Annotated in this window: 35 protein-coding genes; 20 read left to right on the forward strand and 15 right to left on the reverse strand. The window is 68.0% G+C overall.

From position 1 onward, the window contains the following. Window positions 1-110 precede the first annotated feature (110 nt). Together AC07YH_RS15665 and bfr are read left to right on the forward strand one after the other, a co-directional pair. Window positions 111-296, forward strand: coding sequence for a (2Fe-2S)-binding protein (locus AC07YH_RS15665; RefSeq protein WP_494618613.1), 186 nt, complete (start codon window positions 111-113; stop codon window positions 294-296). Between the two features lie 165 nt (window positions 297-461). Next, on the forward strand, window positions 462-941 hold the full coding sequence (gene bfr / locus AC07YH_RS15670) for a bacterioferritin (protein WP_494618611.1): 480 nt from the start codon (window positions 462-464) through the stop codon (window positions 939-941). Between the two features lie 178 nt (window positions 942-1,119). Here bfr and AC07YH_RS15675 read toward each other — a convergent pair whose 3' ends face one another. After that, window positions 1,120-2,529, reverse strand: coding sequence for a methyl-accepting chemotaxis protein (locus AC07YH_RS15675; protein WP_494747901.1), 1,410 nt, complete (start codon window positions 2,527-2,529; stop codon window positions 1,120-1,122). 408 nt (window positions 2,530-2,937) lie between these two features. On the opposite strand from AC07YH_RS15675, the gene AC07YH_RS15680 reads away from it, so the two are divergent. Further along, window positions 2,938-3,513, forward strand: coding sequence for a tryptophan-rich sensory protein (locus tag AC07YH_RS15680; protein WP_494747902.1), 576 nt, complete (start codon window positions 2,938-2,940; stop codon window positions 3,511-3,513). 146 nt (window positions 3,514-3,659) lie between these two features. On the opposite strand, the gene AC07YH_RS15685 is transcribed toward AC07YH_RS15680, so the two are convergent. The 4 genes from AC07YH_RS15685 to AC07YH_RS15700 form a co-directional block, all read right to left on the reverse strand. After that, entirely contained in the window at window positions 3,660-4,106 is a 447-nt protein-coding gene (locus AC07YH_RS15685; RefSeq protein ID WP_494747903.1) for a DoxX family protein, read from the reverse strand. Then, the gene (locus AC07YH_RS15690) at window positions 4,103-4,828 is read right to left on the reverse strand and encodes an HvfC/BufC family peptide modification chaperone (RefSeq protein ID WP_494747904.1); all 726 of its coding nucleotides are present in this window, start codon (window positions 4,826-4,828) and stop codon (window positions 4,103-4,105) included. The genes AC07YH_RS15685 and AC07YH_RS15690 overlap by 4 nt, the downstream gene beginning before the upstream one ends. Beyond that, window positions 4,821-5,642 carry an MNIO family bufferin maturase gene (gene bufB, locus AC07YH_RS15695; RefSeq protein WP_494747905.1) on the reverse strand — a complete coding sequence of 274 codons (822 nt, stop codon included), beginning with the start codon at window positions 5,640-5,642 and terminating at the stop codon, window positions 4,821-4,823. The genes AC07YH_RS15690 and bufB overlap by 8 nt, the downstream gene beginning before the upstream one ends. Before the next feature lie 160 nt (window positions 5,643-5,802). Next, window positions 5,803-6,087 carry a BufA1 family periplasmic bufferin-type metallophore gene (locus AC07YH_RS15700; RefSeq protein ID WP_494747906.1) on the reverse strand — a complete coding sequence of 95 codons (285 nt, stop codon included), beginning with the start codon at window positions 6,085-6,087 and terminating at the stop codon, window positions 5,803-5,805. 183 nt (window positions 6,088-6,270) lie between these two features. On the opposite strand from AC07YH_RS15700, the gene AC07YH_RS15705 reads away from it, so the two are divergent. The 3 genes from AC07YH_RS15705 to AC07YH_RS15715 all read left to right on the forward strand — a co-directional run bounded on the left by AC07YH_RS15705 (window position 6,271) and on the right by AC07YH_RS15715 (window position 8,281). After that, window positions 6,271-6,810, forward strand: coding sequence for a sigma-70 family RNA polymerase sigma factor (locus AC07YH_RS15705; protein WP_494747907.1), 540 nt, complete (start codon window positions 6,271-6,273; stop codon window positions 6,808-6,810). Further along, on the forward strand, window positions 6,797-7,435 hold the full coding sequence (gene nrsF / locus AC07YH_RS15710) for an anti-sigma-F factor NrsF (protein ID WP_494747908.1): 639 nt from the start codon (window positions 6,797-6,799) through the stop codon (window positions 7,433-7,435). Before AC07YH_RS15705 ends, nrsF begins: the two co-directional genes overlap by 14 nt. Window positions 7,436-7,597: 162 nt before the next feature. After that, a complete protein-coding gene (locus tag AC07YH_RS15715; RefSeq protein WP_494747909.1) occupies window positions 7,598-8,281 on the forward strand; it encodes an NrsF family protein in 684 nt (227 codons plus the stop codon). Window positions 8,282-8,336: 55 nt separating this feature from the next. Here the strand turns inward: AC07YH_RS15715 and fba are convergent, their stop codons facing one another. The 3 genes from fba to gap all read right to left on the reverse strand — a co-directional run bounded on the left by fba (window position 8,337) and on the right by gap (window position 11,931). After that, a complete protein-coding gene (fba, locus tag AC07YH_RS15720) occupies window positions 8,337-9,428 on the reverse strand; it encodes a class II fructose-bisphosphate aldolase (RefSeq protein ID WP_494747910.1) in 1,092 nt (363 codons plus the stop codon). Between the two features lie 136 nt (window positions 9,429-9,564). Continuing rightward, the gene (locus tag AC07YH_RS15725) at window positions 9,565-10,755 is read right to left on the reverse strand and encodes a phosphoglycerate kinase (RefSeq protein ID WP_494747911.1); all 1,191 of its coding nucleotides are present in this window, start codon (window positions 10,753-10,755) and stop codon (window positions 9,565-9,567) included. Window positions 10,756-10,923: 168 nt separating this feature from the next. Beyond that, complete coding sequence (gap, locus tag AC07YH_RS15730) at window positions 10,924-11,931, reverse strand: type I glyceraldehyde-3-phosphate dehydrogenase (protein ID WP_494747912.1); 1,008 nt, start codon at window positions 11,929-11,931, stop codon at window positions 10,924-10,926. Window positions 11,932-12,146: 215 nt separating this feature from the next. Here gap and AC07YH_RS15735 point away from each other — a divergent pair, with 215 nt between their 5' ends. Together AC07YH_RS15735 and AC07YH_RS15740 are read left to right on the forward strand one after the other, a co-directional pair. Next, window positions 12,147-12,557, forward strand: coding sequence for a hypothetical protein (locus AC07YH_RS15735; RefSeq protein WP_494747913.1), 411 nt, complete (start codon window positions 12,147-12,149; stop codon window positions 12,555-12,557). Window positions 12,558-12,560: 3 nt separating this feature from the next. Then, window positions 12,561-12,887 carry a cell division protein ZapA gene (locus AC07YH_RS15740; protein ID WP_494747914.1) on the forward strand — a complete coding sequence of 109 codons (327 nt, stop codon included), beginning with the start codon at window positions 12,561-12,563 and terminating at the stop codon, window positions 12,885-12,887. Here AC07YH_RS15740 and AC07YH_RS15745 read toward each other — a convergent pair whose 3' ends face one another. Together AC07YH_RS15745 and AC07YH_RS15750 are read right to left on the reverse strand one after the other, a co-directional pair. Beyond that, window positions 12,888-13,187 carry a type II toxin-antitoxin system RelE/ParE family toxin gene (locus AC07YH_RS15745; RefSeq protein WP_494747915.1) on the reverse strand — a complete coding sequence of 100 codons (300 nt, stop codon included), beginning with the start codon at window positions 13,185-13,187 and terminating at the stop codon, window positions 12,888-12,890. After that, window positions 13,187-13,468: a type II toxin-antitoxin system ParD family antitoxin gene (locus tag AC07YH_RS15750; RefSeq protein WP_494747916.1), complete on the reverse strand. Its 282-nt coding sequence runs from the start codon at window positions 13,466-13,468 to the stop codon at window positions 13,187-13,189. The genes AC07YH_RS15745 and AC07YH_RS15750 overlap by 1 nt, the downstream gene beginning before the upstream one ends. Window positions 13,469-13,773: 305 nt before the next feature. Here AC07YH_RS15750 and AC07YH_RS15755 point away from each other — a divergent pair, with 305 nt between their 5' ends. From AC07YH_RS15755 to AC07YH_RS15765, 3 genes are all read left to right on the forward strand, one after another. Further along, window positions 13,774-14,394 carry a 5-formyltetrahydrofolate cyclo-ligase gene (locus tag AC07YH_RS15755; RefSeq protein ID WP_494747917.1) on the forward strand — a complete coding sequence of 207 codons (621 nt, stop codon included), beginning with the start codon at window positions 13,774-13,776 and terminating at the stop codon, window positions 14,392-14,394. 9 nt (window positions 14,395-14,403) lie between these two features. After that, on the forward strand, window positions 14,404-15,225 hold the full coding sequence (locus AC07YH_RS15760; protein WP_494747918.1) for a TIGR00282 family metallophosphoesterase: 822 nt from the start codon (window positions 14,404-14,406) through the stop codon (window positions 15,223-15,225). Between the two features lie 71 nt (window positions 15,226-15,296). Then, a complete protein-coding gene (locus AC07YH_RS15765; RefSeq protein WP_494747919.1) occupies window positions 15,297-15,710 on the forward strand; it encodes an organic hydroperoxide resistance protein in 414 nt (137 codons plus the stop codon). Between the two features lie 147 nt (window positions 15,711-15,857). On the opposite strand, the gene AC07YH_RS15770 is transcribed toward AC07YH_RS15765, so the two are convergent. Beyond that, complete coding sequence (locus tag AC07YH_RS15770) at window positions 15,858-16,511, reverse strand: glutathione S-transferase family protein (protein WP_494747920.1); 654 nt, start codon at window positions 16,509-16,511, stop codon at window positions 15,858-15,860. Window positions 16,512-16,655: 144 nt separating this feature from the next. Between AC07YH_RS15770 and AC07YH_RS15775 the strand changes: the two genes are divergently transcribed. The 6 genes from AC07YH_RS15775 (at window position 16,656) to AC07YH_RS15800 (ending at window position 21,878) form a co-directional block, all read left to right on the forward strand. Then, window positions 16,656-17,411 (forward strand): YebC/PmpR family DNA-binding transcriptional regulator, encoded by a 756-nt coding sequence (locus AC07YH_RS15775; protein WP_494618567.1) that lies wholly within the window; start codon window positions 16,656-16,658, stop codon window positions 17,409-17,411. 67 nt (window positions 17,412-17,478) lie between these two features. Further along, window positions 17,479-18,453 carry a phosphoribosylaminoimidazolesuccinocarboxamide synthase gene (locus AC07YH_RS15780; RefSeq protein WP_494747921.1) on the forward strand — a complete coding sequence of 325 codons (975 nt, stop codon included), beginning with the start codon at window positions 17,479-17,481 and terminating at the stop codon, window positions 18,451-18,453. Window positions 18,454-18,495: 42 nt separating this feature from the next. Continuing rightward, window positions 18,496-19,428 carry a nucleoside hydrolase gene (locus AC07YH_RS15785; RefSeq protein WP_494747922.1) on the forward strand — a complete coding sequence of 311 codons (933 nt, stop codon included), beginning with the start codon at window positions 18,496-18,498 and terminating at the stop codon, window positions 19,426-19,428. Window positions 19,429-19,527: 99 nt separating this feature from the next. Then, window positions 19,528-20,364, forward strand: a complete 837-nt coding sequence (locus AC07YH_RS15790) for a DUF4118 domain-containing protein (RefSeq protein WP_494747923.1) — start codon at window positions 19,528-19,530, stop codon at window positions 20,362-20,364. A 90-nt stretch (window positions 20,365-20,454) separates the two neighbouring features. After that, window positions 20,455-21,099 carry a hypothetical protein gene (locus AC07YH_RS15795; RefSeq protein WP_494747924.1) on the forward strand — a complete coding sequence of 215 codons (645 nt, stop codon included), beginning with the start codon at window positions 20,455-20,457 and terminating at the stop codon, window positions 21,097-21,099. Continuing rightward, window positions 21,096-21,878 carry a DUF1963 domain-containing protein gene (locus AC07YH_RS15800; protein WP_494747925.1) on the forward strand — a complete coding sequence of 261 codons (783 nt, stop codon included), beginning with the start codon at window positions 21,096-21,098 and terminating at the stop codon, window positions 21,876-21,878. The genes AC07YH_RS15795 and AC07YH_RS15800 overlap by 4 nt, the downstream gene beginning before the upstream one ends. Here AC07YH_RS15800 and AC07YH_RS15805 read toward each other — a convergent pair. Genes AC07YH_RS15805 through AC07YH_RS15815 form a run of 3 tightly spaced genes read right to left on the reverse strand, consistent with a single transcriptional unit; the run spans window position 21,875 to window position 24,035 of the window. Next, the gene (locus tag AC07YH_RS15805) at window positions 21,875-22,156 is read right to left on the reverse strand and encodes a hypothetical protein (RefSeq protein WP_494747926.1); all 282 of its coding nucleotides are present in this window, start codon (window positions 22,154-22,156) and stop codon (window positions 21,875-21,877) included. The two genes, AC07YH_RS15800 and AC07YH_RS15805, sit on opposite strands and share 4 nt — an antisense overlap. 59 nt (window positions 22,157-22,215) lie before the next feature. Next, window positions 22,216-22,617, reverse strand: a complete 402-nt coding sequence (locus tag AC07YH_RS15810; protein WP_494747927.1) for a GFA family protein — start codon at window positions 22,615-22,617, stop codon at window positions 22,216-22,218. After that, on the reverse strand, window positions 22,614-24,035 hold the full coding sequence (locus AC07YH_RS15815; RefSeq protein WP_494747928.1) for a M20/M25/M40 family metallo-hydrolase: 1,422 nt from the start codon (window positions 24,033-24,035) through the stop codon (window positions 22,614-22,616). The genes AC07YH_RS15810 and AC07YH_RS15815 overlap by 4 nt, the downstream gene beginning before the upstream one ends. 122 nt (window positions 24,036-24,157) lie before the next feature. Here AC07YH_RS15815 and ruvC point away from each other — a divergent pair, with 122 nt between their 5' ends. Genes ruvC through ruvB form a run of 3 tightly spaced genes read left to right on the forward strand, consistent with a single transcriptional unit; the run spans window position 24,158 to window position 26,312 of the window. Beyond that, the gene (ruvC, locus tag AC07YH_RS15820) at window positions 24,158-24,664 is read left to right on the forward strand and encodes a crossover junction endodeoxyribonuclease RuvC (RefSeq protein ID WP_494747998.1); all 507 of its coding nucleotides are present in this window, start codon (window positions 24,158-24,160) and stop codon (window positions 24,662-24,664) included. Then, window positions 24,661-25,278: a Holliday junction branch migration protein RuvA gene (ruvA, locus tag AC07YH_RS15825; RefSeq protein ID WP_494747929.1), complete on the forward strand. Its 618-nt coding sequence runs from the start codon at window positions 24,661-24,663 to the stop codon at window positions 25,276-25,278. Before ruvC ends, ruvA begins: the two co-directional genes overlap by 4 nt. Next, window positions 25,275-26,312, forward strand: coding sequence for a Holliday junction branch migration DNA helicase RuvB (gene ruvB, locus AC07YH_RS15830; RefSeq protein ID WP_494747930.1), 1,038 nt, complete (start codon window positions 25,275-25,277; stop codon window positions 26,310-26,312). Before ruvA ends, ruvB begins: the two co-directional genes overlap by 4 nt. A gap of 12 nt (window positions 26,313-26,324) precedes the next feature. Here ruvB and AC07YH_RS15835 read toward each other — a convergent pair whose 3' ends face one another. Then, window positions 26,325-26,456, reverse strand: a complete 132-nt coding sequence (locus AC07YH_RS15835; protein WP_494747931.1) for a hypothetical protein — start codon at window positions 26,454-26,456, stop codon at window positions 26,325-26,327. Window positions 26,457-26,468: the final 12 nt, after the last annotated feature.

The raw sequence follows: 26,468 nt of genomic DNA on the forward strand, positions 1-26,468 counted from the left end.
GAAGGAGTATGCGACCCTACGACGCTGCTAACCATAGTGAGAGTCAGTTGCAAAAGTCGTCGCGACCCGCTAATTGAGAATGACACTCAATCGGGTAGGGCGTTCCTTCCTTGTACGTTTGTAACTGTAACGGCATCCGCGAGCGCGAAGTGCGCGCCGCCATCGACGCTGGCGCCAGCCGTCCGGCTGACATCTTCCGTTCCAAAGGCTGCCAGGCTCAGTGCGCCAAGTGCGTATGCGAGATGCGCCAGATGATCCAGGAAAGCCGCGAAGCCCTCGCATTCGCAGCGGAATAGAGCTTGGCGCAGCCGAGTAACGGCGCGAAACTCTACTCTACGGGCTATCGCGAAGCACTCTCACAGATTTTTGTGAGCCTGCGAAACACTTGCACAGATAGCGGTTGAAGCCCGGATCGGCTTGCCCCAGGTTCCGCCCGAACAGCGAACCTTAAGGAGGCGGCCATGAAGGGCGACGCCGGCGTCATCCGTATTCTGAATGCGGTGCTCACCAACGAACTGACCGCGATCAACCAGTACTTCCTGCACGCGCGGATGTACGACAACTGGGGCTTCAAGCGCCTCGGCAAGATCATCTACGACGAATCGATCGGCGAGATGAAGCACGCCGACAAGCTGATCAACCGCATCCTGTTCCTGGAAGGGCTCCCGAACCTCCAGGACCTGCACAAGCTGAAGATCGGCGAGACCGTGCCGGAATGCCTGGCCAGCGACCTGAACGTCGAGCTGTTCAACCGCGAGCTCCTGGTCCCGGGCATCGTCGAGTGCGAGACCGTGCGCGACTATGTCAGCCGCGAGATCCTGCGCGAGATCCTGACCGACACCGAGGAGCACATCGACTTCCTCGAAATGCAGCTGGGCCTGGTCAAGTCGCTGGGCGACCAGAACTACCTGCAGAGCGCGATGGGCGAGCTGCCGGCTTAAGCCTCGCCTACGATCCGTCTCCCCGGCGAAAGCCGGGGCCCAGGTGCAAGAGCGCCCGCGATCCGGTCAGGATCGCGGGCGTTTCTGCATGCGCCTCACAGCCCTACGATCCGGGCCCCGGCTTTGGCTGGGGAAATCGGGGTTGGCGTTAGACTGGCCGCTCCATGCCGCTCGAGGTCTAGGCCGCGCGGGCGCCCGGGCGGCGGTTCTGGGCGACGGGTTGCGAGTGGTCCTGGCCGGTGTTGAAGCGCTTCACCAGGCCAGCCAGGTCATGAGCCTCGGTGCGCAGGTTGGCGGCGGCCGCCGTGGTCTCTTCCACCATGGCCGCGTTCTGCTGGGTCACGTGGTCCATCTGGTTGACGGCGCTGTTGACCTGATTGAGGGCGGTGGCCTGTTCCTGCGACGAGCGGGCGATTTCCGAGATCAGGCCGTCGATCTCCCCGACCTTGTTGACGATGCCGTCCAGCGAGGCGCCGCTTTCGCCGACCAGCTTCACGCCGCGATCGACCTGGGCGGTCGAGTTGGCGATCAGGGTCTTGATCTCCTTGGCCGCGTCGGCGGAGCGCTGGGCGAGAGCCCGGACTTCCTGGGCGACGACGGCGAAGCCACGGCCAGCTTCACCCGCGCGAGCAGCCTCGACGCCGGCGTTCAGAGCCAGAAGGTTGGTCTGGAAGGCGATCTCGTCGATCACCCCGATGATGTTGCCGATCTGGGCCGAGGACTTCTCGATCTCGCCCATGGCGTTGATGGCCTGCTGGACGACCTCGCCGGAACGGCCGGCGTCGATCCGCGCGGACGAGGCGGCGTTCGAGGCGCGCTTGGCGCCCTCGGCGCTGCGCACCACCGTGGCGGTGATCTCGTCGAGGGCGGCGGCGGTCTCTTCCAGGCTGGCGGCCTGCTGCTCGGTGCGGCGGGCCAGGTCGTCCGAGGCGAACGACACCTCGTCGATGCCGGCCTGCATGGTGTTGGTGCGCTGGGCGATGATCGAGACGGTTTCGCGCAGGCTGTCGACGGCGGTGTTGAAGTCGGCCTTGATCTGGACGTAGCGCGGATCCACCAGCGAGGTCATGTGCTCGCTGACGTCGCCGCGCGCCAGGCGGCGCAGGCCTTCGGCCACCACGGACACCAGGTTGTTGTCCTCGTCGGCCTTCTTGCGGGCGGCCTCGGCGGCGGCGCGTTCCAGCTCGACGGCGGTGATGTCGGCGGCGAACTTCACCACCTTCACCGGCTTGCCGGCCTTGTCGAAGATCGGGTTGTACGAGGCCTGGATCCAGATCTCCTGGCCGCCCTTGCCCACGCGCTTGAACTTGTCGGAGAAGAACTCGCCACTGTTCAGCCGACGCCAGAAGTCGCGGTACTCGCCGCTCTTGGCGTAGTCGGCCTCGACGAACAGGCTGTGATGGCGGCCCTGGATCTCGTTCAGGCAATAGCCCAGCGTGTTAAGGAAGTTCTCGTTGGCCGTGATGATCGTGCCGTCGAGATTGAACTCGATGACCGCCTGGCTGCGATGGATGGCGGCGATCACCGCTTCCATTTCGCCGAGCTGGGCGGTCTTGGTGTCGTCCTGGCGAGGCCTGAAGAAGGACATCGGCGTAGTTTCCCTAACGCTGAGGCCCTGGTCCGTCACCACCCTGGCGACGCCTGCTCTCCGCGCTTCGGCGAAAAGTTGCGCTCCGAACTTCAAGAGAGGCTTAACGGGGGAGCACGCTCAGGAAACGTCGGTATGGCGAAGTTTAAAAAATATCCTTGTGAAAACAACGAGATATTTTGCGTGTAAACTCGCATTGTTGCTTAACGCGACATACGGCCGCACGAGACTTTGGTATGGAACAAGGTCTGGTTGTCCTCGACGAAAGTCGAGGATCGGACATTTCGGCGGTGTTTTCGGCTGGCGCGCGGCGCGGATCACGCCATCATGAGGCGAGGGTCCTGGTCGCGCTGGAACCAAGGTTCAGCTGGGCTGTTTGACCTTGCGAGTTCACGAGGGAGTCCCGCCATGCATATCGCCAACGGAAAGTCGCGCGAGCGCGCCCTGGCCGGCCGCGAGGCTTTCGAGCTGGATCGGCGCGAGGGTCCTCACCCCGCCGTGCAGATCGCCGCCGGCGCGGCCCTGGCGGGCGGCGCGATCCTGGCGGCCCTGATGATGGGCCGTCGGCACGAGAACCTGCTGGACGACGAGATGTACGCCGTCGAGTTCGCCGAGATGCACGAGCCGGTCGCCCACCAGCCCAAGCCCCTGACCAGTCTGCTGCTGCCGCCGCTGTTCATCGCCATGACCCTGTCGGGCCTGCGCACCTGGAATGCGCCGGCCAGCCCGGCTCGTACGCGGGCGCTGACGATCTGGAGCCTGGTGCAGGGTTTCAACGCCCTGTGGCTGGGCCTGGGCGCACGCCGCGTCGGCGGGCAGCTGGGCGCGGCCACGGCCTCGCTGGCGGCCTCGGCGGCCTATGCGATCGAAGCCCGCAAGGTCGGCGGTGGCGTGGCTCCGGACCTCGGCTGGGTCGGCATCGCCAACGCCCTGACCGCGCAGCTGTGGCGCAAGCCCGTGCCGCGTATGCCGACGATTCATTAGACCCCACATCCGTCTCCCCGGCGAAAGCCGGGGCCCAGATGCAAGAGCGCCCGCGAGCCGTAGAGGATCGCGGGCGTTTCTGCATGCGCCTCACAGCCTTACGACCTGGGTCCCTGCTTTCGCCGGGAAGAACGGGGTGGAGGAGATCAAGCGATCTTCAGCAGGCGATCCAGGCTGAGCTTCCCGCCGCCGCGCGCGATCAGGAACAGCAGCAGGCCCGCCCAGGACAGGTGCGTCGGCCAGGCGTCGGGATAGACGAAGATTTCGATCACCGCGGTCATGCCCAGGAACGCCAGCGCGGAAAGCCGCGTGAACAGGCCCAGCACCAGCAGGATCGAGAACAGGTGCTCCGAATAGGTGGCCACATGCGCCGCCACGTCCGGCGGCAGCAGGGGCACGTGATACTCGGTCTCGAACAGCGAATAGGTCCCGTCGGTGATGTGCAGGACGCCATCCACCTTGGTGCGGCCCGACTGGAAGAAGATCGCCGCCACGCCGAAGCGGGTGACCAGGGCCAGGACGTCCTCGGTCAGCACCTTGCGGGCGGCTTGAGCGAAGGCGTCGAAGGGTGCGCGAAGCGTAGGGGCGGTCATCGGCTGATTTCCATGAAGGCGCCGTCGCCGATCAGGCGGGCGAAGATTGAAGAGACGTCGTCGCCCGCGCGCTCGGCGGCCTGGGCCAGGGTCTGGCCGTCGCGGCAGGCGCGGAGGAACTCGGTCTCGGCCGCGCCGATCACGCGGTGGGCGGCGCGGATGAAGAGAAGCGTCTCGGGCGTCTCGGAGAGCGCCAGGTCTTCACGGCCTTGATGGGCGGCCGCCCACAGGCTGGGCAGGCCGGCGTCGAAGGCGGCGAAGCGGATGTTGGGGTGCAGGCGCAGGCGCGTCTCGGCGAGGTCTTCCGGCGCCAGGGCGGCGAGCGCCTCGGCGGCCAGAGACGGCGCCTCGGCGGCGAACAGGCTCTCGGTGCGCAGGCGGTCGAGGTGGGCGACGCCGACCAGATAGGGCGTGTCCTGGGCCGGCGGGAAGCGGTCGAGCCAGGCGGGGAAATCCTCGCCATAGTCGAGCAGGGCGGCGTGCGTCGGCGGGGCCTCGCGGGCGAACAGCGCGGCGGCGGCGCGGAACCAGTCCTCGCCGACCATGGACGCCACGGTCGGGAAATTGGCGGCCAGGGCGTCGACGCAACCGCGGGCAATAGTGTTGCGATAGACCGAGAGGCCGGCCTCGCCCGCGCCGGGCGCCAGCCAGGGCGACAGCGCCGCGCGTTCGCCGTCGAGGGCCGCGACGAAGGCGTCCTGGAAATCGAGGAGCTCAGGCATGAACCGGCTCCAGCATCGCGGCGGCGCGGTCGCGCTCGGCCATCAGCGTCGCGAAGTCGGGGATGTCGTCGTCGCGCTCGATCAGGGTCGGGCGCGGGCCGATGCGGTCGATCAGGCGGCGATAAAGCGCCCAGACGGGCTCGGCCACGGGCGCGCCATGCGTGTCGATCAACAGGCTTGAGCCGCCTTCGTCCAGGCCGTGGCCCGCCAGGTGGATTTCGCCGATCGCCTCGGCCGGCAGGGCGTCCAGATAGGCCTCGGCGCCGTAGCCGAGATTGCTGGCGCTGACGAAGACGTTGTTGACGTCGACCAGCAGGCCGCAGCCGGTCGTCTCGACCAGGGCCTTGAGGAAATCGACCTCGTCCAGGTCGTGACCGGTCAGGGGCAGGTAGAGCGAGGGGTTCTCGATCAGCACTCGGCGATCCAGGGCGTCCTGCATCCGGCCGATATTGCCGGCGATGCGGGCCAGGGCCGCTTGGGTGCGGGGGAAGGGCAGGAGGTCGGGCTGATGCTGACCGCGATGCGTCGACCAGGCCAGGTGTTCGGAGACCACGAACGGCTCGAACCGGTCGGCCAGGCGCTTGAGGGCGGCCAGATGCTCGCGGTCCGGATCGGCGTCGGCGGCGAGCGACAGGCCCACGCCGTGCAGCGAGATCGGCCGGCGTTCGCGGATGGCCTCCAGCGCCGCCAGACGCGGTCCGCCGGCCGACATGTAGTTCTCGGGATGGACCTCGAACCACAGGCCTTCCGTCTCGCACGCGAGCGCATCGGCATAGTGCTGGGATTTGAGGCCGAGGCCGGCGGTGGGGGTCATGGGACCTATCTCAACCAAACCCGATCTTCCCGGCGAAAGCCGGGACCCAGATCTCGGGGCGCTTGGGCTGATTGGAAGAGCGCTGAGGTCGTAGAACCCACCCCAGCGCCCTTCCATCTGGGCCCCGGCTTTCGCCGGGGAGACGGTGTAAGGGGAGGGCTTAGGCCTTCGGCGTCAGCGAGCCCATGCCGGCCGGGGTCTGGATCGTCACGCAGGTGCCCTTCTTGACCATCTTCCAGGCGTTGCCCTGGTAGTCGGCCTTCGAGGTGCCGGCGCACGAGGTGCCAGCGCCGGCCTTGCAGTCGTTCTCGCCGGCCTTGGCGACGCCGTAGCACTTCTCCTGGTCGCCCTTGGCCTTCATGTGGTCATCGGCCGAGGCCATCGAGACGCCGGCCGAGAGGGCCAGGACAGCGGCGAGGGCGGCGGTGGCGGCGGTGCGGTTCATGGGGTTTCTCCTTGAGGTGTTTCTGTGGGCGCCGGGCAGCGCGTCGCCGCCCGGTCGAGGGGAGATACGAAGCGACTGGACGCGAGGTTACATCGCTCGGCGAACAAAATTTCGGCGGGGCGCTTTCCTGGGCGACACGACACCGTGTAACCATCCGCCCCTCGCGCGCGAATAGGGGTAGGCGTGACGGATACCGAGACCCGTTTGAAGGCGCTGATGCTGCGCGGGCTGGACGGCGACGCCGCGGCCTATCGCGAGTGCCTGGCCGCTCTCGGAACCCGGCTGCGCGCCTATTTCGCGCGACGGATGGCCGGCGCGCCCGGCGATGTGGAGGATCTTGTGCAGGAGACGTTGCTGGCGGTGCACCTGAAGCGGTCGACCTGGGACTCGTCCCAGTCCTTCACCGCCTGGGCGCACGCGGTGGCGCGCTACAAGTTGATCGACCACTGGCGGCGGCGAAAGGTCCGCCAGACCCTGCCGATCGAGGATCACATCGAGTTCCTGGCCGCCGACGAGCCCGAACCGGGTGTCGGGCTGGAGCTGGATCGGGCCCTGTCCACCTTGACCGAACGCCAGCGGACCCTGGTGTCGGACGTCAAGCTGACGGGTCTCTCACTGGCCGAGGCGGGCGCGAAGGCCGGCATTTCCGAGGGCGCGGCCAAGGTCGCCCTGCACCGGGCGCTGAAGGCCCTGGCTGAAAGGATGCGCCGTGCGGACGGATGATCTGATCGACGCCCTGGCCTCGGACACGGAAGTCTCGCGCGCGCCGCCGAAGCGTCTGGCGATGGTCGCTGGCCTGGGCGCCATGGCGGCTCTGGTTCTGGTGCTGGCCTGGCTGCACACGCGTCACGACCTGATGCCGGCCATGCGGGGCGGCATGTTCTGGATGAAGGCGCTCTATACGGGTCTTCTGGGACTGGCTGGCTACCTGGCCATCGAGCAGCTGGCGCGACCGACCGGTTCGGGCCGGCGCGGCTGGATCCTGGGCCTCTGCGTCCTGGCGGTGTTCGTGGTGGCCGGCGTCGTCCAGGCGATGATGAGCCCCGATATCCAGAGGGCGCTGCACATGCTGCGCGGCCATTCCTGGCACGTCTGCAGCCGCAACATCCTGATGCTGGGCCTGCCGATGTTGGGTCTGGGCCTGTGGGTGGTGCGTGGCATGGCTCCGACCCGGCCCGTGCTGGCCGGCCTGGCCACGGGTCTGTTCTCCGGCGGCGTGGCGGCGACGGTCTACGGCCTGCACTGCGCGGAGAACACCTTCACCTTCGTGGCGCTCTGGTACAGCCTTGGGGTCCTGCTCCTGGCGGCCCTGGGCGCATTGATCGGGCGCTGGGCGCTGCGCTGGTAGGCGCCAGACGTCTCTCCGGACCGCGCTACGATCAAGTTTCGTATCGTCGCCTTCCGGTCGATTGACAAACCGTCGTTACGCCACTCAAGTGCCGCCGCCTTTCGCGAATGAGACGCGGTAGGCATGGCAGCAACCGCCATACGGCTCTGTGGGGAGAGGCGCGTGACGATCGACGACACCGTCGCTCCGCCCATCTATGAAGGTGGGGACGGAGCGAGCGCGGGCGCGCCCATCTGGGCGGCCGAGACCTTGCCGTGGAGGCTGGCCGAGGTGGCCGGCGCCGGGGCCCTGACGGGCGTGTTGATGATCCTGGCCTGGCTGGACCTGCGCCCGGATTTGTCGGCCGCCGTCTTCCAACCGTTCTTCTGGGTCAAGGTCGCCTATCCCGCCGCCGTGGCAGTCCTGGCCCTGGTCGCCGCGACCTGGATCGCCCGTTGCCGGACCACCGGTCTCTTGGCGTTGGCCGGCGCGGCGGCCCTGGCCAGCGCCATGCTGATCGCCGCCGGCGTCCAGGCCTCCGGCATGACGGCGAGCGCCCTGGCGACGCTTTACTGGCCCAACGCCGCGATCTGCGTCGGCAACATCCTGGTCATCGCCGCGCCGATGCTGGCCCTGGCGATGGCCGGCCTGCGCGATATCGACCTGGAGCAGCCCGCCCTGACCGGTTTCGCCTGCGGTCTGTTTTGTGGGGGCGTCGCGGCGGCGGTCGATGGCTTGCACTGCTGGCAGGAGACCTACGCGTTCGTGGGGCCCTGGTTCACCCTGGCCATGCTGCTCAGCGGCGCGGTCGGGGCTGGCGCGGTAAAGCTGCTCGCCCGTCGCCGCCGCTTCCTCGCGGCAGAATAAAAAAGGCCTCCCGGATCGCTCCGGGAGGCCCTTCGTCTTCAATCGTCAGATCGCCTTACTCGGCGGCGGCCTTGGCCGCGGCGGCGCCGAACTTGGCGTCCAGCTCGCCAGCGGTGTAGCGCTTGGCCATGGTCGCGGTCGACAGCGCCTTGATCTTGTCGGCGTAGCCGGCCGAGCCGAACTCGACGAAGCGAGCCTGGCAGACCTTGCGCATGGCTTCCTTGGCCGGCTTCATGTAGGCGCGCGGGTCGAACTCGCCCGGCTTCTCGGCCAGCAGCTTGCGGATCGCGCCGGTGATGGCCATGCGGTTGTCGGTGTCGACATTGATCTTGCGCACGCCGTGCTTGATGCCGCGCTGGATCTCTTCGACCGGCACGCCCCAGGTCTGGGGCATCTCGCCGCCGTACTGGTTGATGATGTCCTGCAGGTCCTGCGGGACCGACGAGGAGCCGTGCATCACCAGGTGGGTGTTGGGCAGGCGGCGGTGGATTTCCTCGATCACGTTCATGGCCAGGACGTCGCCGTCCGGCTTGCGCGTGAACTTGTAGGCGCCGTGGCTGGTGCCCATGGCGATGGCCAGGGCGTCGACGCCGGTCGCCTGCACGAAGTCGACCGCTTGGTCGGGATCAGTCAGCAGCTCGTCGTGGCTCAGCTTGCCCTCGAAGCCGTGGCCGTCCTCGGCCTCGCCCATGCCGGTCTCCAACGAGCCCAGCACGCCCAGCTCGCCCTCGACCGAGACGCCGCAGCTGTGGGCCATCTGGACCACCTTGCGGGTGACATCGACATTGTACTCGTAGCTGGCCGGGGTCTTGGCGTCTTCCATCAGCGAGCCGTCCATCATCACCGAGGTGAAGCCGTACTGGATCGCCGTGGCGCAGGTCGCCGGGCCGTTGCCGTGGTCCTGGTGCATGCAGACCGGGATGTGCGGATAGATGTCGACCAGAGCGTCGATCATCTTGGCCAGCATGATGTCGTTGGCGTAGTTCCGCGCCCCGCGCGAGGCCTGGATGATGACCGGCGAGTTGACGGCTTCGGCCGCCTCCATGATCGCCAGGCCCTGTTCCATGTTGTTGATGTTGAAGGCGGGCAAGCCGTACTCATGCTCGGCGGCATGGTCCAACAGCTGGCGCAGCGTGATGCGAGCCACGTATTTCTCTCCTGCAAGCGTTAAGTGGTTGGATCGTTTCTTGTTTTTGGGGCCGTGACGCTTGTGCGTTCTCTGCCCGGGACAGTCAGTCGCCTGACCAGCGCGGATCTGCACGATCCGCGCCAGCCGGAATAGATCAGGATTCGAGCGCAGCGACGCCCGGAAGCGTCTTGCCCTCCATCCACTCTAGAAACGCGCCACCGGCGGTCGAGACGAAAGTAAATTCGGCCGATACGCCAGCGTGGTTCAGTGCGGCGACAGTATCACCGCCACCCGCCACCGCTACAAGTTTACCCGACGTTGCTAGCGAAGCAGCATGTTTCGCTGCCGAAACGGTCGCTTCGTCGAACGGAGGGACTTCGAAAACACCAAGCGGACCATTCCAGATCAGTGTGACGCTTTCATCCATGGCGGCCAGCAGGCGCTTGGCGCTTTCCGGACCGGCGTCCAGGATCAGGTCGTCGGCCTGCACGCCGTCCAGCGGACGGACAGCGGTCTCGACGCCCGGCGCGACCTTCTTGGCCACGACCACGTCGATCGGCAGCAGCAGTTCGCAGCCGGCCTCGGCGGCCTTGGCGATGATCTCGCGGGCGGTGTCGGCCAAGTCCTTTTCGCAGAGCGAGCCGCCGACGTCGTGGCCCTGGGCGAACAGGAAGGTGTTGGCCATGCCGCCGCCGATCGCCAGGCGATCCAGCTTGGCGACCAGGTTGTTGAGCAGGTCCAGCTTGGTCGAGACCTTGGAGCCGCCGACGATGCCGATCACCGGCTTCTTCGGGTTGCCCAGCGCCGCGTCCAGGGCTTCCAGCTCGCGCTGCATCGACAGGCCCGGATAGGCCGGCAGCAGCTTGGCCAGGCCTTCGGTCGAGGCGTGGGCGCGGTGGGCGGCGCTGAAGGCGTCGTTGACATAGACGTCGCCGTTGGCGGCCAGGGCCTTGGCGAAGTCGGGGTCGTTCTTCTCTTCGCCGGCGTGGAAGCGGACGTTCTCCAGCAGCGCGACGCCGCCGTTTTCCAGACCGTTGATGGCGTTGGCGGCTTCATCGCCGATGCAGTCGCTGGCGAAGGCCACCGGCTGTTCCAGCAGTTTGCTGAGCGGCTCGGCCACGAAGGCCAGGCTCATCTCCGGCACGACCTTGCCCTTGGGGCGGTCGAAGTGGGCCAGCAGGACGACCTTGGCGCCTTGCTTGGACAGGTAGGCGATGGTCGGCAGCGCCGCGCGCAGGCGGGTGTCGTCGGTGATCCTGCCGCCATCGACCGGAACGTTGAAGTCCACCCGGACCAGGGCGCGCTTGCCGGCGAGGTCGGCGGTGTCGAGGGTGCGGAAGGTCATGGGGCGTCCTGCGGTGCGTTGAACCTCGTCCTTCGACAAGCTCAGGATGAGGTTCAAGAGTGAAATCGTCAGTAGCCCTCATCCTGAGCCTGTCGAAGGACGAGGGCGGCTCCCGAGGAGCCAAGGAAAACCCCGCTCCTTGCGGGAGCGGGGCTGGGTAGGCGTTCCTTAGAGGAACTTCGCCATTTCCAGAGCGGTGTCGCTCATGCGGGTCGCGAAGCCCCACTCGTTGTCGTACCAGCTGAGCACGCGGACCAGCTTGCCCTCGATGACCTGGGTCTGGGGCAGGGCGGCCGTCGAGCTGGCGGCGATGTGGTTCAGGTCCGACGAGACCAGCGGGTCGGTCGTGGTGAACAGCACGCCCTTCATCGGACCATCGGCGGCGGCCTGCAGGGCGGCGTTGACCTCGGCGACCGTGGTGTCGCGCGAAGGCACGACCTTCAGGTCGATGACCGAGACGTTCGGGGTCGGGACGCGGATCGACGAACCGTCCAGCTTGCCCTTCAGTTCCGGCAAAACGAGGCCCAGGGCCTTGGCGGCGCCGGTCGAGGTCGGGATCATGCTCAGGGCCGCGGCGCGGGCGCGGTAGAGGTCCTTGTGCATGGTGTCCAGCGTCGGCTGGTCGCCGGTGTAGCTGTGGATCGTGGTCATGTAGCCGCGCTCGATGCCGACCAGGTCCTGCAGGACCTTGGCGACCGGAGCCAGGGCGTTGGTGGTGCACGAACCGTTCGAGACGACGATGTCGTCGGCGGTCAGGGTCTCGTGGTTGACCTTGTAGACGATGGTCTTGTCGGCGCCGTCGGCGGGGGCGGAGACCAGCACGCGCTTGGCGCCGGCTTCCAGGTGCAGGGCGGCCTTGTCGCGAGCGGTGAAGATGCCCGTGCACTCGAACGCGATGTCGACGTTGAGTTCCTTGTGCGGCAGGTCCTTGGGATCACGGATGGCCGTGACCTTGATCTTGCCCATGCCGACGTCGATCCAGTCCTCGCCCGAGGTGACCGTGCCGGGGAAGCGGCCGTGGACGCTGTCGTAGCGCAGGAGGTGGGCGTTGGTTTCGACCGGACCCAGGTCGTTGATGGCGACGACCTCGATGTCGCGGCGGCCATGCTCGGCGATGGAGCGCAGGACCAGACGTCCGATGCGGCCGAAGCCGTTGATGGCGACGCGAATAGCCATGGGTCTTTCTCCTGTTATGACCGCCGTGTCGGGTTCGACCGGCGTTCCCTATTTGGGTGCGCGTTTTGCGGGGGAAAGGCGCGAAGTCAAGACCTCAGAAACTGAGACCGGCTCAATGAATGCTGCTAAGGGCTCCGCGCCGCCCAAATCTCGCCCTGACGACTGGCATAGACGGGCTCCATCTATATGTTGCGTCGCATGATTGGAAATCGCCGATGATCCCGGCCGACGGTACGGCCCTCGACCTTGCCGTGCGCCGTCTCGAGCGCGCGGTGGCTCAGCTTGAGCAGCGCCAGGCGGCCAAGGCCGCCGAGGCCGCGCGCGCGCCTGCGGCGGCCGTGTCCTCGGCCGAGCCGGGCCTGTTCCCCGAGGTTTTCGCCGACGAAGAGCGCCTGCGCCTGGTCGCCGACCTGGAAGCCGCCCGCGAGCGTGAAAAGGCGCTGGAGGAAGCCGGCGAACAGGCCTCGGCCGCCCTGGGCCGCGCGATCGCCGAGATCCGTTCCGCCCTGGGCGACGAGTCCGTGGCCAATGACGACCACGCGCATCACGACGGCCACGCCGTCTCGCCGGAGCAGGACCAGGACCTGTTCGACGACCCCAAAGCCGACGATCGCGGGGAGGCCTGACGCATGGCCCAGGTGACCATTCACGTGAACGGCCGGCCCTATATGGTCGGTTGCGAGGACGGCCAGGAGCCGCACCTGACCGAGCTGGCCCGCCTGTTCGATCGCCAGGTCCGCCAGGTCAGCCAGGACGTCGGCCAGCTGGGCGAGACCCGGCTGTTCCTGATGGGCGCCCTGCTGATGGCCGACGAGCTGTCGGACATGAAGCTGCGCCTGGCCCACGCCAACGCCGAGATCGCCCGCCTGAACCAGGAAGGCACCAAGGCCGAGATCGCCGCCATCCGCGCCCTGGACGCGGCGGCCGAGAAGCTGGAAAAGCTGGCGGCGGAGTAATCAGTCGTCGAGGCCGGCGTCGACATCGCGCCCGCCGTGGAAGATGCGGTCGATCACGACGAAGTCCGGCGTGACGTGGAAGGCGATCTCGGTCCTTCGTTCAAAACCCAGTAGCCTCAGGCCAGGACGAATGTCATCGCGGAGCAGTCCCTGCTCCGGAAATGCCGCCAGGTTGGCGCAACGCGACTCCAGCCGAGCCATGTAGGCCATGGCCGCGTTGGGGGCGCCGCGATTGGCGATATATCGGTAAAGGTCGAAGAGGTCGTCGCGCGCTTCTGGCGAGAAGGCGACCTTCCGCATCACGGTTTGGTCTTCAACCGGCCGGCATGATGCGCGCGGATGGAGGCGAACACTTCTTCAGCTGCGATGGCGCGATTGGGATCATCGAGCATTGCGTCATAGACCGGCGCAACGTCTTCCCGCAGCCACCGCTCGACTGCGGCGTCTCGTTCCTGCAAGGCGCGAACGCCGGCGCGGACGACCTCACTAGCCGAGGCGTAGGCGCCGGCCGCGACGAGGTCGTCGATATAGCGGGACTGTTCGGCAGGAAGACTGACGGTGCGTTTGGCGACTGTGCTCATGACGGGCCTCCGCCGACACCTTAGCACGCGGTATGAAACCTGCATACCGCGCCCCGCGTCACCGCGCCGCTAGCAATCCGCCCTCCGAAGCCCTATCTTGTCAGACGGCGGGTCATGCTGTGGCTCTCGTCGAAGATTTCTTATCCCAGGGACCTTAATCTCTCTATCGGGACCTGTTCCCTCCCGTGGCCGTGGCTGCGGGAACACGGGGCCCACCTGTTACTGACAGGTTCGAGTGGATTGAAACGTCTTCACGGTTCTTCGCGGCGCCGCCACCTTTTCCCTAAACGCGCTATAGACAGGCGATGACCATCGCCGACCCCCTCGCGGCCAAGATCGCGCTGCGCGTCTTCCTGCGGAACCAGCGCAAGCAGCTGGCCCTCGAACATCCCGAAGCCGACTGGATGATCGCCGACGTGGCCCGCGAGCCGCTGGCCAAGCTGTTCCCCGATCCTGTCGGCAAGGTCGCCGCGCTCTATCACGGCCTGGGTTCGGAGGTGTCGCCGCGCATCCTGGCCGACCAGATGCGCGAGGCCGGCTGGACCCTGGCTCTCCCGGCGGTCCTGGACAAGGACGAGGGCGAGATGGTGTTCCGGTGCTGGGACGCCGGGCAGGTGCTGGTCCATGACGCCATCGGCCTGCGCTGTCCGCCGCCGGAGCAGCCCGTGCTGGAGCCGGACCTGGTCGTCACCCCGCTGCTCGCCTTTCAGGCCGACGGCCTGCGGCTGGGGCAGGGCGGCGGCTATTACGACCGGGCGCTGGAGGCCCTGCGGGCCCGCAAGCGCGTTCTCGTCCTGGGCCTGGCCTATAGTGGCCAAAAGGTCGAGAATTTGCCGCACGAGCCGCACGATCAAAGGCTGGACGCCATTCTCACCGAAAAAGAGTATATGGCCGTCAATGACATGGGCCGATCAGGGCCCGCTTAAGGACTTCTGATGCGTTTCGCCTTCTTCGGCGATGTCGTCGGCAAGTCGGGCCGCGACGGCCTGGCCGACCATCTGCCCGATCTTCGCCGCCGTCTCGGGCTCGAGTTCGTGATCATCAACGCCGAGAACGCCGCGGCCGGCTTCGGCATCACCGAGAACACCGCCCGCGAGCTGTTCGAGGCCGGCGCCGACTGCCTGACCCTGGGCAATCACAGCTGGGACCAGCGCGAGGCCCTGACCTACATCGTCCGCGAGCCGCGCCTGATCCGCCCGGCCAACTACCCGATCCTGTCCGACGCCCCGGGGCGTGGCAGCCACCTCTTCCAGACCGACAGCGGCAAGACGGTGTTCGTCGTCAACCTGCTGGGCCGCGTCCACATGGACGCCATGGACGATCCGTTCGCCGCCGCCGACCGCGAGCTGGACAAGGCGCCGCTGGGCCAGGTGGCCGACGCGGTGATCGTCGACATGCACTGCGAGGCCACGTCCGAGAAGATGGCCATGGGCCACTATTGCGACGGCCGCGCCTCGTTGGTCGTGGGCACCCACACCCACGTCCCGACCGCCGACTGCCAGGTCCTGCCGGGCGGCACCGCCTACCAGACCGACGCCGGCGCCTGCGCCGACTATGACAGCGTCATCGGCAACCAGAAGGACGAGCCGCTGCGCCGGTTCACCACCAAGATCAGCGGTGGGCGCTACACGCCGGCCTCGGGTCCGGCCACGATCTGCGGCGTGTTCGTCGAGACCGACGACCGCACGGGCCTGGCGACACGCGTCGAGCCGATCCGCGTGGGCGGGCGTCTCAAGCAGACGATCCCCGAGGTCTGAAGCAAGGCGCGATTGCTTTCGTCATGCGTTGAGCGTTGGCTGCTTCAACCACCTCAAGAGGAGTCTCCGCCATGACGGACGCCATCTACACCGCCCATGCCCACGCCGTCGGCGGCCGCAACGGAACCGCCAAGTCCGATGACGGCCATCTGGACGTCAAGCTGGCCTTCCCCAAGTCGATGGGCGGCGATGGCGCGGGGACCAATCCCGAGCAGCTGTTCGCTGCGGGCTATTCGGCCTGCTTCCTGGGCGCGCTGGGCCTGGTGGCCCGCAATCAGGGCGTCAAGCTGGGCGAGCACAGCCTCGACGCCGAGGTCGACCTGATCAAGGACGACACCAGCTTCCACGTCGGCGTGCGCCTGAAGCTGACCGCCCCGGACCTGGACCGCGAGACCGCCGAGAAGCTGCTGCATGCCGCCCATGAGGTGTGCCCGTACTCCAAGGCCACGCGCGGCAACGTGGATGTGGCGCTGGAAGTGGCCTAGTTCACCCAACCTCCGATCTCCCCGGCGAAAGCCGGGGCCCAGATCTCAAAGCGCTGGGGATGATTGGAAGGGCTCAGAGCTCTTAGCGCCCGCCCCAGTGCTCTTCCATCTGGGTCCCGGCTTTCGCCGGGAAGACGGGTTTTGGGGTTATTGAGCCGGGAAGAACTGGAAGAACGGTTCGGCCTCGGCCAGCACGCGCTGGACCGAGGGCCGGGCCTTCAGGCGTTCGAGGTAGGCCAGGCACAGCGGCCAGCGGCCCTCCAGCGGCTGAACCTTGTCGGCGTAGAACAGAGCCGGCATCGCCGCGCAGTCGGCCAGGCCGAAATCGCCGCACATCCACGAGCGGCCGTCGGCCAGCTCGGCCTCCAGGTGATCGCAAGCCCGCGCGATCTGGTCGTAGCTCTCCTGCACCCCGTGCGGGTCCTTGTTGGCCTCGGGCGGCCGGATTCGGTCGGCGATGACCCGCTGCATCGGGTGATGGATGTAGTGGTCGAAGAACCGGTCCCAGTATCGCATCCGCCAGGCGAAGTCCGGGTTCTGGGGCACGAACCGAATGCGGCCGGGATAGTGGGCGTCGAGATAGTCGAGGATGACACTGGTCTCATTGACCGTCTCGTCGCGCGCGTCGTCCCGCAGGGCCGGCATCTTGCCCATGGGCGACAGCTTGCGGAACGCTTCGCGCCCGGCCGGATCACCCAGATTCACCATCGCGTTCTCGAACGGGATGTCGTTCTCGTAGAGGCCGATCAGCACCTTCCAGCAGAACGACGACAGCGGGTGGGCGTGCAGCGTCAGGCTCATGGCGTTGGCTCTCGGATACTTAAGTTATTACCTAACTATATCCGCCAAGCGCCGCGACGCAAGCCGCTGGGGGTGACAAAACCCGCCGCCAAACGCTAGAAGCGCCCACACTCCATTTTTCAGATCAGAGACAGAGCCTCTCAAATGGCCGGCCACTCGAAATTCAAGAACATCATGCACCGCAAGGGCCGCGCCGACGCCGCGCGCTCCAAGCTGTTCTCCAAGCTGTCGCGGGAAATCACCGTCGCGGCCAAGACCGGCCTGCCCGATCCGGCCATGAACCCGCGCCTGCGCCTGGCCGTGAACAACGCCAAGGCCGAAAGCCTGCCCAAGGACGTCATCGACCGCGCGATCAAGAAGTCGCAGATGGGCGACGCGGCCGACTACTCGGAAATCCGCTACGAAGGCGTCGCCGCCGGCGGTGTCGGCATCATCGTCGAGGTGCTGACCGACAACAAGAACCGCGCCGCCGCCAACGTCCGGTCCTACTTCACCAAGATCGGCGGCAACATGGGCGCCACCGGTTCGGTGACCTTCAACTTCGATCACGTCGGCCAGATCACCTACCCGGCCAAGGCCGCGTCGGAAGACGACATGATGGAAGCCGCCATCGAGGCCGGCGCCGATGACGTCACCTCGGACATGGAAGAAGAGGGCGAAGGCCACACCATCTACACCGCCTTCGAGAGCCTGAACGAAGTGGCCGCCGCCCTGGAAGCCAAGTTCGGCGCGGCGTCGAACACCAAGATCGCCTGGCGTCCGAAGATGCAGGTGCCGGTCACCGGCGACTCGGTGGCCACCCTGATGAAGCTGCTCGACCTGCTGGACGACGACGACGACGTCCAGAACGTCTACTCGAACGAAGACATCAGCGACGAAGACCTGGCCAAGCTGGGTTGATGATTTTGGGGGAGGTCCGGTGGGCCTCCCCTCTGTGTTTCTACTGTTTCAAGTGATCGAGGCTCCGGTGACCGTCTCCGCCCCCAACGCCCTGCCAGAGACTTTGACCGTCGTCGACCTGCCGAACCTGCCCAATCACTATCGCGGCAAGGTGCGGGACAATTACGACCTGCCGGACGGCCGCCGGGTGATCGTCGCGTCGGACCGCCTCAGCGCCTTCGACCGCAACCTGTGCGCGGTGCCGTACAAGGGCCAGGTGCTGACGCAGACGGCGCGCTACTGGTTCGACGCCACGGCCGACATCTGCCCCAACCACGTGGTGGCCTATCCGGACCCGAACGTGCTGATCGGCCAGCGTCTGGAGATGCTGCCGGTCGAGCTGGTGGTGCGCGGCTATCTGGCCGGGACCACCTCGACCTCGATCCTGACCCTGTACAACAAGGGCGAGCGCGCGATGTACGGCGTGACCTTGCCCGACGGCCTGGTCGCCAACCAGCGCCTGCCCGAGCCGATCCTCACGCCCACCAGCAAGGCCGCCGACGGCGACCACGACGCGCCGCTGTCGCCCGCCCAGATCCTGGAGCAGGGCCTGCTGACCGCCGACCAGTGGGAGCAGCTTTCCGCCTACGCCCTGGCCCTGTTCGCGCGCGGCCAGGACCTGGCGGCCCAGCGCGGGCTGATCCTGGCCGACACCAAGTACGAGTTCGGCCTCGACGCCGACGGCGCCATCGTGCTGGCCGACGAAATCCACACCCCCGACAGCAGCCGCTTCTGGAAGGCTGCGACCTACGAGGCGCGACTGGCGGCGGGCGAGCGTCCCGACAGTTTCGACAAGGACTTCGTGCGCGCCTGGGTCGCCCAGCGCTGCGACCCCTATGCCGATGAGATCCCAGAGATCCCGGCCGAGCTGATCGGCCAGACCTCGGACGTCTATATCGAGGCCTTCGAGACGATCACGGGCCAGACGTTCCAGCGCCCGGCCGCCGATGAGCCGGTGCTGGAACGCGTGCGGCGGAACCTGGACGCCTATCTGGCCGGCTGAGGCGGCTTCTCGCCGTCACACCGTCCGGCTAGACTGCGCCGCATGGTTCTGCGGGTTCACATCGACACCGATTGCGGCGTGGACGACGCCCTGGCGCTGGCGCTGCTGGCCCGCGCGCGACAGGCCGTGGAAGTCGTGTCGGTCTCGGCCGTGTTCGGCAACACCTACGTGGATCAGGCCGCCGCCAACGCCCGGGGGGTGCTGCGCCTGGCCGGCTGCGGGGCCGAGGTCTATATCGGCGCCGGCTCGGGCCTGGCCCGCCGCCGGGTCGAGCGCATGCGGCCCGCCCACGGGGTCGATGGCCTGAATGGCGCGGGCTTCTCGCAGCGCTGGAAGCTGCCCGAGCTGGAGCGTGGCCACTCCGCCAACTTCCTGGCCTTCGCCGCCCGCCGCAAGGTCAGCGGCCTGTTCCTGGGGCCCCTGACCAACCTTGCCAAGGGTCTCTTGGAAGACCCCGCCGCCTTCCGCGACTGGCGCCCGACGATCATGGCCGGCGCCTTCGAGGTGGCCGGCAAGGCCGCCGGCGGCGCCGACTTCAACAGCTGGAGCGATCCAGAGGCCCTGCAGCGCGTGCTGGAGCGCGGGGTCATGCCGCGCCTGATGCCGATGGACGTCACCCACCAGGTCTCGATCACCGCCGAGGACCTCTCCAAGGGCGCGGTCTGCTGCGGCTCACCGCTGTCCCAGCGCCTGACCAAGGCCGCCGGGCCCTATATCGCCTTCCACCAGCAGGTCTGGGGCGGGCAGGGTTGCCGGCCGCACGACGCGGTGGCCGCCGCCAGCCTGGTCGCGCCCGAGCTCTTCACCTACCTGCCCGCCCGCCTTCGGGTGATCGTCGATGGCGAGCGCCTGGGCCGCGTCGAACGCATCGACGGCGCTCCGAACGCCGAGATCTGCACCGGCCTGGACGTCGCCGCCGTCAAGCGCCTGATCCTGGGCGGCCTGTTCGGCTGGAGCGCGGTCGAGGCGGCCTGAGCCTCTGGTTTTCCCTTGGAGGGCGGGCGCCACCGGTGTCGTCGTTTGTACGCGGATCGAACCTGAAGCGGGCTCGATCCAGGGGCTGGGGCGAAATCGATGTCTAAGGCGTACCTGCCGGACGCTTGGCGCTCGCCTCCGGGGCTTGGCGTCAAGCTGCTAAGGGGCGAACGGTTCTGGCGAGGGCTGATCCTGGCCATGTTCAGCGTGGTCGCGCCGATCGCCGCGGGCTGGGCCGCGGGGCGGTTCGTTCACAGCCCGGTCGCCGCCCTGCTGTTCGCGCCGCCTATCTTCCTGATCGCGCTCTGGGGAGGCTTGGCGCCGGCCGCCCTGACCATCCTGGTCGCCGTGGCGGCCTTCGACTATTGGGTCCTGCCGCCCTATCACTCGCTGTTCCTCGCCCAGGCGTCCGATCTCTGGATGGCGGCCGGCCTGGCGCCCTGCGCGATGATCGCCAGCTTCCTGGGCGTTCGCCTGCGTCGGCAGCTGCGGACGATCCGCCGACACGAGACGCGTAGCGAGGCCCTGCGCTTGCTGTCCCACGCGGTGGTGGCGCAGGGGTCGCCCGAGTCGATCTATTTCGCGGCCGTCAATGCGCTGGCGCGGGTCTATGAGGCGCCGGCCGTGGTCCTGGTCGCTTTCGAGGGGCGGTTGGAGCCGGTCGCCCGCAGCCGAGGCGCGACCGTGGAGGAGGGCGACCTGATGGCGGCGGCCTGGGCGCTGGCCAACAACTCGCCCGCCGGCCTGGCGTGCGAGGCCGGCGCGGGCAGCCGCTACGATTTCTGGCCCCTCAACACCCCGACCCTGTCGGTGGTGCTGGGCGTCCAGCGCAAGGGCAACAGCTCGGAGGAGGGGCTGCGCGATGGCGTGGTCGAGTTGGTCGCCGGCTACCTGCTGGCCAACGCCCCGCCCCGACGGCTCTACGTCGTGCGCTGAAGACCCCGAGGGAGGCTTCTCGCAACCTAGGCGCGCTGGACGTGTTCAAGCTTCGGCCCTTCAGCGGCTGCCGAGGTCGAGAGATTGCGTATGCTCAACCCAACGACGCCGCGTGCGGGCCTGTGGCTATCTGCCCTGGCCCTGTTCGTTCTGGCGGCCTGCTCGCCCAATCCCGAGAAGGAAGCCCAGCGCCAGATCGCCGACGGCCGCGCGCTGACGTCGCTGCAGAAGCAATTCGAGACGCGCCGGCAGTGCGCGCCCGTCCTGACCTCCATGCTGCCGATCGAAATCGAAGCCGACGCCCTTGATCGCCCCAGCGTCAAGGCGCTGCGCGACAACGGCCTGCTGACCGGGTTGGCGTCGGCCGATGGCAAGGTCCGCCTGACGCCGACCCCGCAGGCGGCGGGGTGGTTTCAGGAGCGTCGCTCGGCTTCCGGTAAGCCTGTGGCGTTGGAGCTTTGCTACGCCCGCCGGCAGGTCACCCGCGTATGGAGCGCGGTCGACGGGGCGGGAGCGCCGATCGCTCGGCTGCACTACGCCTTCCGCCTGACCGACGTCCCGGCCTGGGCGCGCGACCCTCGGATGGGCGCCGCCTTCCCGTTCCTGCCCCGCGCCTTGTCCGAGGAGATCACCGCCGACGAGACGATCCCCTACCGCGACGGCCAGTGGGACCTGGCCCTGTGGGAGCCGACGATCCGGCTCAAGGGCGACGTCATCGACGGCTTCTTCCCATGACGCCGGCGATCCATTTGACCGAGGCGGGCGCGGACGACCCGCGCGGATCGGCTGGCTGCACGCGGATGGGCGGCGGTCCCGACCTGCCTGAGGGCGTCGAGTGGCCGCGTGACGCCAGCGGCCTGCACCTGAACCTGCTGGCCCAGATCGACCTGGCCGACCTGCCGTTGCACGAGGCCCCGTTGCCGGAGCGCGGCCTGTTGTCGTTCTTCATCGGCACGGAGTTCGCCGACGGCCGAGTGCTGTACAGCCCCGCGGACGTCGCCCTGACCCGCCACGCGCTGCCGGACGATGCGGCGGACGTCTCGCGCGCCGTCGCCGCCATGCTGGGCTGGGACGCCGCCTTGGGCCGCATGGTCGTGGAGCGGCCTGGAGAGGATGGCCTGATCGCCGAGCCTGACGCCGACGGACGGCTACGGTTCCTCCGTGACGGCGCGCCGGTGATCGCCCTGGCCTCGGAATACGAGATCGCCGCCGAGCCGCAGCGGCTGCGTGCGCTGGCGACCGGAGACGGCCCCCAGCACCAGATGTTCGGCCAGGCAGGGAGCGAGGCGGACGGCCCGCGCTCGCCGGCCGGGCGCGCGGCCAAGCACGCCGTCGCTCAAGGCTGGACGGACCTGGTCGATCCCGCCGACTGGTTCGTGCTGTTGGCCCTGCGCTCGGGCGGCGAGGCCGGCTTCGAGTTCAACGACCACGATACGGTGATCTACGTCGCCAACCGGCGTGACACCGCCAAGGCCGACTTCACGCGGGTCTTCGCCTATATCGACCAGGGCTAGTGCGGATGGCCCCACTGGGCGGCGCGTTCGCGGACCAGCTCGCGCATGAACTCGTCCAGCCCGGCCAGGCGGCGGTCCATCTCGGCGACCGGCACGCCGTTCCAGACCGCGTGGTCATAGACCGACCGCGCCTCGCGCAGGCTGTCGCCGGCCTGGTACCGCTCGGTGATGTAGAGGGTCTCGAGCAGCTTGGTGGGACGGTCGAGCTTCTCGTGCTTCATCGACCAGTAGCTGACCATGTACTCGGCCAGGATTCCCTCATCCGACGAACTGACCATCGGCGTCTCCCTAATCACTGGACGGGAGATAGGGAGGCATCCGGCGACGTCCAGAGGCGTCAGTCGGGATCGCGCTCGAAAGTTTCGACGCCGTCCGGCAGCCGCACCCAGCCGTGCCGGCGGACCGCGTAGACCGACACCGTCGGCGGCGGGAAGTCGGGGTCGCCGAATGCCCCGACCGCCACGGAGACCCGGCCCTCGACGCCTTCCTCGGTGTGGAACAGGGTCGTGCCGCACACCGGACAGAAGCGGAACCGGAACCGCGCGCCCTGATCGCCCTCGCGGACATATTCGGTCGCCTGGCCGGTGACCTCATAAGGACCCCGGAAGCCGGCCAGCGTCGCGAAGACGCTGCCGGTCCGGCGCTGGCAGGCCAGGCAGTGGCAGACGCCCACACCCGCCGGTTCACCCTCCACGCGGATGCTCAGCTGGCCACAGGAGCACTGAGCGGTCCGGCTCATTTGCCGCCCGCATAGTCCTTGACCAGAGCGTAGAGGAAGTCGCGGCCGTCATAGAGCGACTTGACCCGGATGCGCTCGTTCAGGCCGTGGATGCCGTCGCCGTCCGACCCGCCGAACAGGCCCGAGACGCCGTAGGTCGGGATGCCGCCGGCGTTGGTGTGGACGCCGTCGGTGGCGCCGGTCAGCAGGATCGGCACGATGGGAACGCCCGGCCACAGCTTGGCGGCTTCCTTCTCGATCGGCCCCATGATGGCCGGCGTCAGGGGCGGGGGCGGCGAGACCGGGTTGGCCTCGTGAGCCAGCACGACGGTCGTGGGCGCGCCGGCCAGTTCGGCCAGCTTGGCGCGGACCTCTTCGACGGGCGTGCCGGGCAGGATGCGGCAGTTGACGTTGGCCGTGGCGCGTTGCGGCAGGGCGTTCGGCGCGTGGCCGGCATTGACCATGGTCGCCACGCAGGTGGTGCGCAGCATCGAGTTCCACATCGGGTCGGCGGTGACGACCTTCAGCGCCGCCTCGTCGTTGATGTTGGCGACCAGAGCTTTCATCGCCGTTGCCTGCTCGGCCGGCACCCGGGCCTGCATCTTGGTGAAGTAGCCGCGCGTGGCGTCGTTGAAGCGCGGCGGGAAGCCGTAGGCGCCGATCCGCGAGAGACCCGCCGACAGCTGGTAGATGGCGTTGGCCGGCACGGGACGGCTGGAGTGGCCGCCCGGATTGGTCACGGTCAGGGTGAAATCCTGATAGACCTTCTCGCCGCCCTGGACCTCCAGCACCACCGGCTTGTCGTGCTCGTCCAGCAGGCCGTCGGCGCCTTCGTTCAGGGCGAACTCGGCATCGACCAGGGGGCGGTGGTTCTTCACCAGGTCCTCGATGCCGTTATAGGCCTCGCTCTCCTCGCCGCAGGTCAGGGCCATCTTGATGTCGCGCTTGGGCTTGAAGCCGGCCTGCTTGAGGCGGACCAGGCTGTCGACCCAGATGGCCGCCTGGGCCTTGTCGTCCGAGGTGCCGCGCCCGAAGAAGTAGCCGTTCTCCTCGACCAGCTTGAACGGGTCGCGGGTCCAGTCGGCGCGGTTGGCCTCGACCACGTCGATGTGGGCGAGCAGGAGCATGGGCTTGGACTTGGCGTCGGTCCCCTTGAGGATGGCCACCAGGCTGCCCTCCTTGGGGTGGCCGTCGGCGACCACGACCTTCACGTCGGCCTCGGGGTACCCCGCCGCCTTCAGCCGCGCGCCCATGGCCTCGGCGGCGGCGGTGCAGGAACCGACCGACAGGGTGGTGTTGATCTCGACCAGCTCCTTATAGAGGTCGCGAAAGGCCAGCTGGTCGGGACGGACGGTCTTGGGCGGTTCGGCGGTCTGTGCGTGCGCCAGAACCGGCGCGGCCAGAAGCGCCGCCGTCATCATCCAAACCGACCGTTTCATCCGTACTCTCCCCAATAAAGCTTGGGCGGGAGGAGAGCTTGCCTGACCGACGCGCGCAAGGGGCGCCGTTTACCGCTCGTTAGCAATACTGGGGCTTTTCCTCGGGCGCGGATCAGACGATGTTGCGAGAACACATGATGAACGCCATTCGCATCCTCGGACTCGATCCTGGCCTCCGCCGCACCGGCTGGGGCGTCGTCAGCGTGCTCGGCTCGCGGGTGACGCACATCGCCCATGGCGTCATCGCGCCGGACGAGAAAGCCGCCTTTTCCGATCGCCTGCTGCACCTGTTCGAAGGCATCTGCGCGGTGATCGAGCAGCACCGGCCCGACGAGGCGGCGGTCGAGGAGACCTTCGTCAACACCAACGCCCAATCGACCCTGAAGCTGGGCCACGCCCGCGCGGCGGCGATGATCGCCCCGGCCCGCGCCGGGCTGCTGGTGGCCGAATATTCCAACGCCATGGTCAAGAAGGCGGTGGTCGGGACCGGCGGGGCCGACAAGAACCAGGTCGCCTTCATGATCGCGCGCCTGCTGCCGACCGCCGGCTCGCCGACGGCCGACGCCGCCGACGCTTTGGCGGTGGCCATCGCTCACGCCCACGCCCGCACGGCCCGGAGAGTCGCATGATCGGACGCCTCCGAGGGGCCGTCGCCGAGGTCGGCGAGGAAGAGGCTCTGATCGACGTCATGGGCGTCGGCTATGTCGTCCGCTGCGGTCACCGCACGCTGCAGCGCCTGCCGGCCCTGGGCGAAGAGACCCTGCTGCACATCGAGAGCCAGTGGAGCGAAAGCGCCGGCCTGCGCCTCTACGGCTTCGCCACCCGCGAGGATCGCAAGGCCTTCGTGCTGCTGCAGGCGATCCAGGGCGTCGGACCCAAGGCCGCCATGGCGGTGCTGGACGTGCTGTCGCCGGCCGAGCTGGCCAGCGCCGTCGCCCGCGAGGACAAGGCCGCCGTCGGCCGCGCCAGTGGCGTCGGGCCGAAGCTGGCTTTGCGTATCGTCACCGAGCTGAAGGACAAGCCGATCACCGACGGGCCGGTGCTGATGACCGCCCCGACTTCGTCCTCGGCGTCCGCGCCCGCCAAGCCCGCGCCGACCGGCGACGCCGTCGCCGCTCTGATGGGTCTGGGTGTCGCCGAGGTGAACGCCCGCCGCGTCGTCGAAGCCGCCGCCGCCAAGCTCGGCGACGAGGCCACCGTTCAGGCGTTGATCAAGGCCGGCCTCCAGGAGCTGGGCCGATGACCCGCGTCATCTCCGGCGAGCCCCAGCACGGCGATCTCGCGCCCGTGGACCGCGCCCTACGGCCCCAGACCCTGGCCGAGTTCGTCGGTCAGGAGCAGGCCAAGGGCAACCTCCGTATCTTCATCGAGGCCGCCAAGGGCCGGGCCGAGTCGCTCGACCACGTCCTGCTGTTCGGCCCGCCGGGCCTGGGCAAGACCACCCTGGCCCAGATCATCGCCCGCGAGCTGGGCGTCAATTTCCGCGCCACCTCGGGCCCGGTGCTGAACAAGCCCGGCGACCTGGCCGCGATCCTGACCAATCTCGAGCCGAACGACGTCCTGTTCATCGACGAAATCCATCGCTTGTCGTCCAATGTCGAGGAAATCCTCTATCCGGCCATGGAGGACCATGTGCTGGATCTCGTGATCGGTGAGGGCCCCTCGGCGCGCTCGATCCGCATCGATCTGGCGCCCTTCACCCTGGTGGCGGCGACCACGCGGGCGGGGATGCTGGCGACGCCGCTGCGCGACCGCTTCGGCATCCCGATCCGGCTGGAATTCTACACGCCCGCCGAGCTGCGCCACGTGCTGCTGGGCGCGTCCCGCAAGATGGGCGCGCCGCTGTCGGAAGACGGGGCCGACGAGATCGCCAAGCGCGCCCGGGGCACGCCGCGGGTCGCCGGTCGCCTGCTGCGCCGGGTCCGCGACTTCGCCACCGCCGACGGCGCGACCGTCATCGACCGCAAGGCCGCGGGTCTGGCCTTGGCTCGGCTTGAAGTGGACGAAGTGGGGTTGGACAGCCTCGACCGCCGCTATCTGCGCGCCCTGATCGAGCACTATGGGGGCGGTCCGGCGGGCGTGGAGACCATCGCCTACGCCATCGCCGAGGCCCGCGACGCCGTCGAGGACGTCATCGAGCCCTATCTGATGCAGCAGGGCTTCATCCAGCGCACCCCACGCGGACGGGTGGCCTGCGGCAAGGCCTATCTGCACCTGGGCCTGAACGAGCCCGCCGCGCCGGCGAAACCGGCGCAGGGCGGACTGTTCGAGGACTAGGGCGCTTGGCGACTAGACGCTGGCGACCTTCGGGGTCGCCGCGGCGGTGAGCACCAGCTTGAGCTTGGCCAGTGGGATGACCGGCAGCATCACCATGGTGATGAGCACCGCCATCATGACCGCCTGCAGGGCGTCATTGCGCATTGTGTTTGCCTC

The organism is Caulobacter sp. GW456-12-1-14-TSB4, from assembly GCF_059424195.1.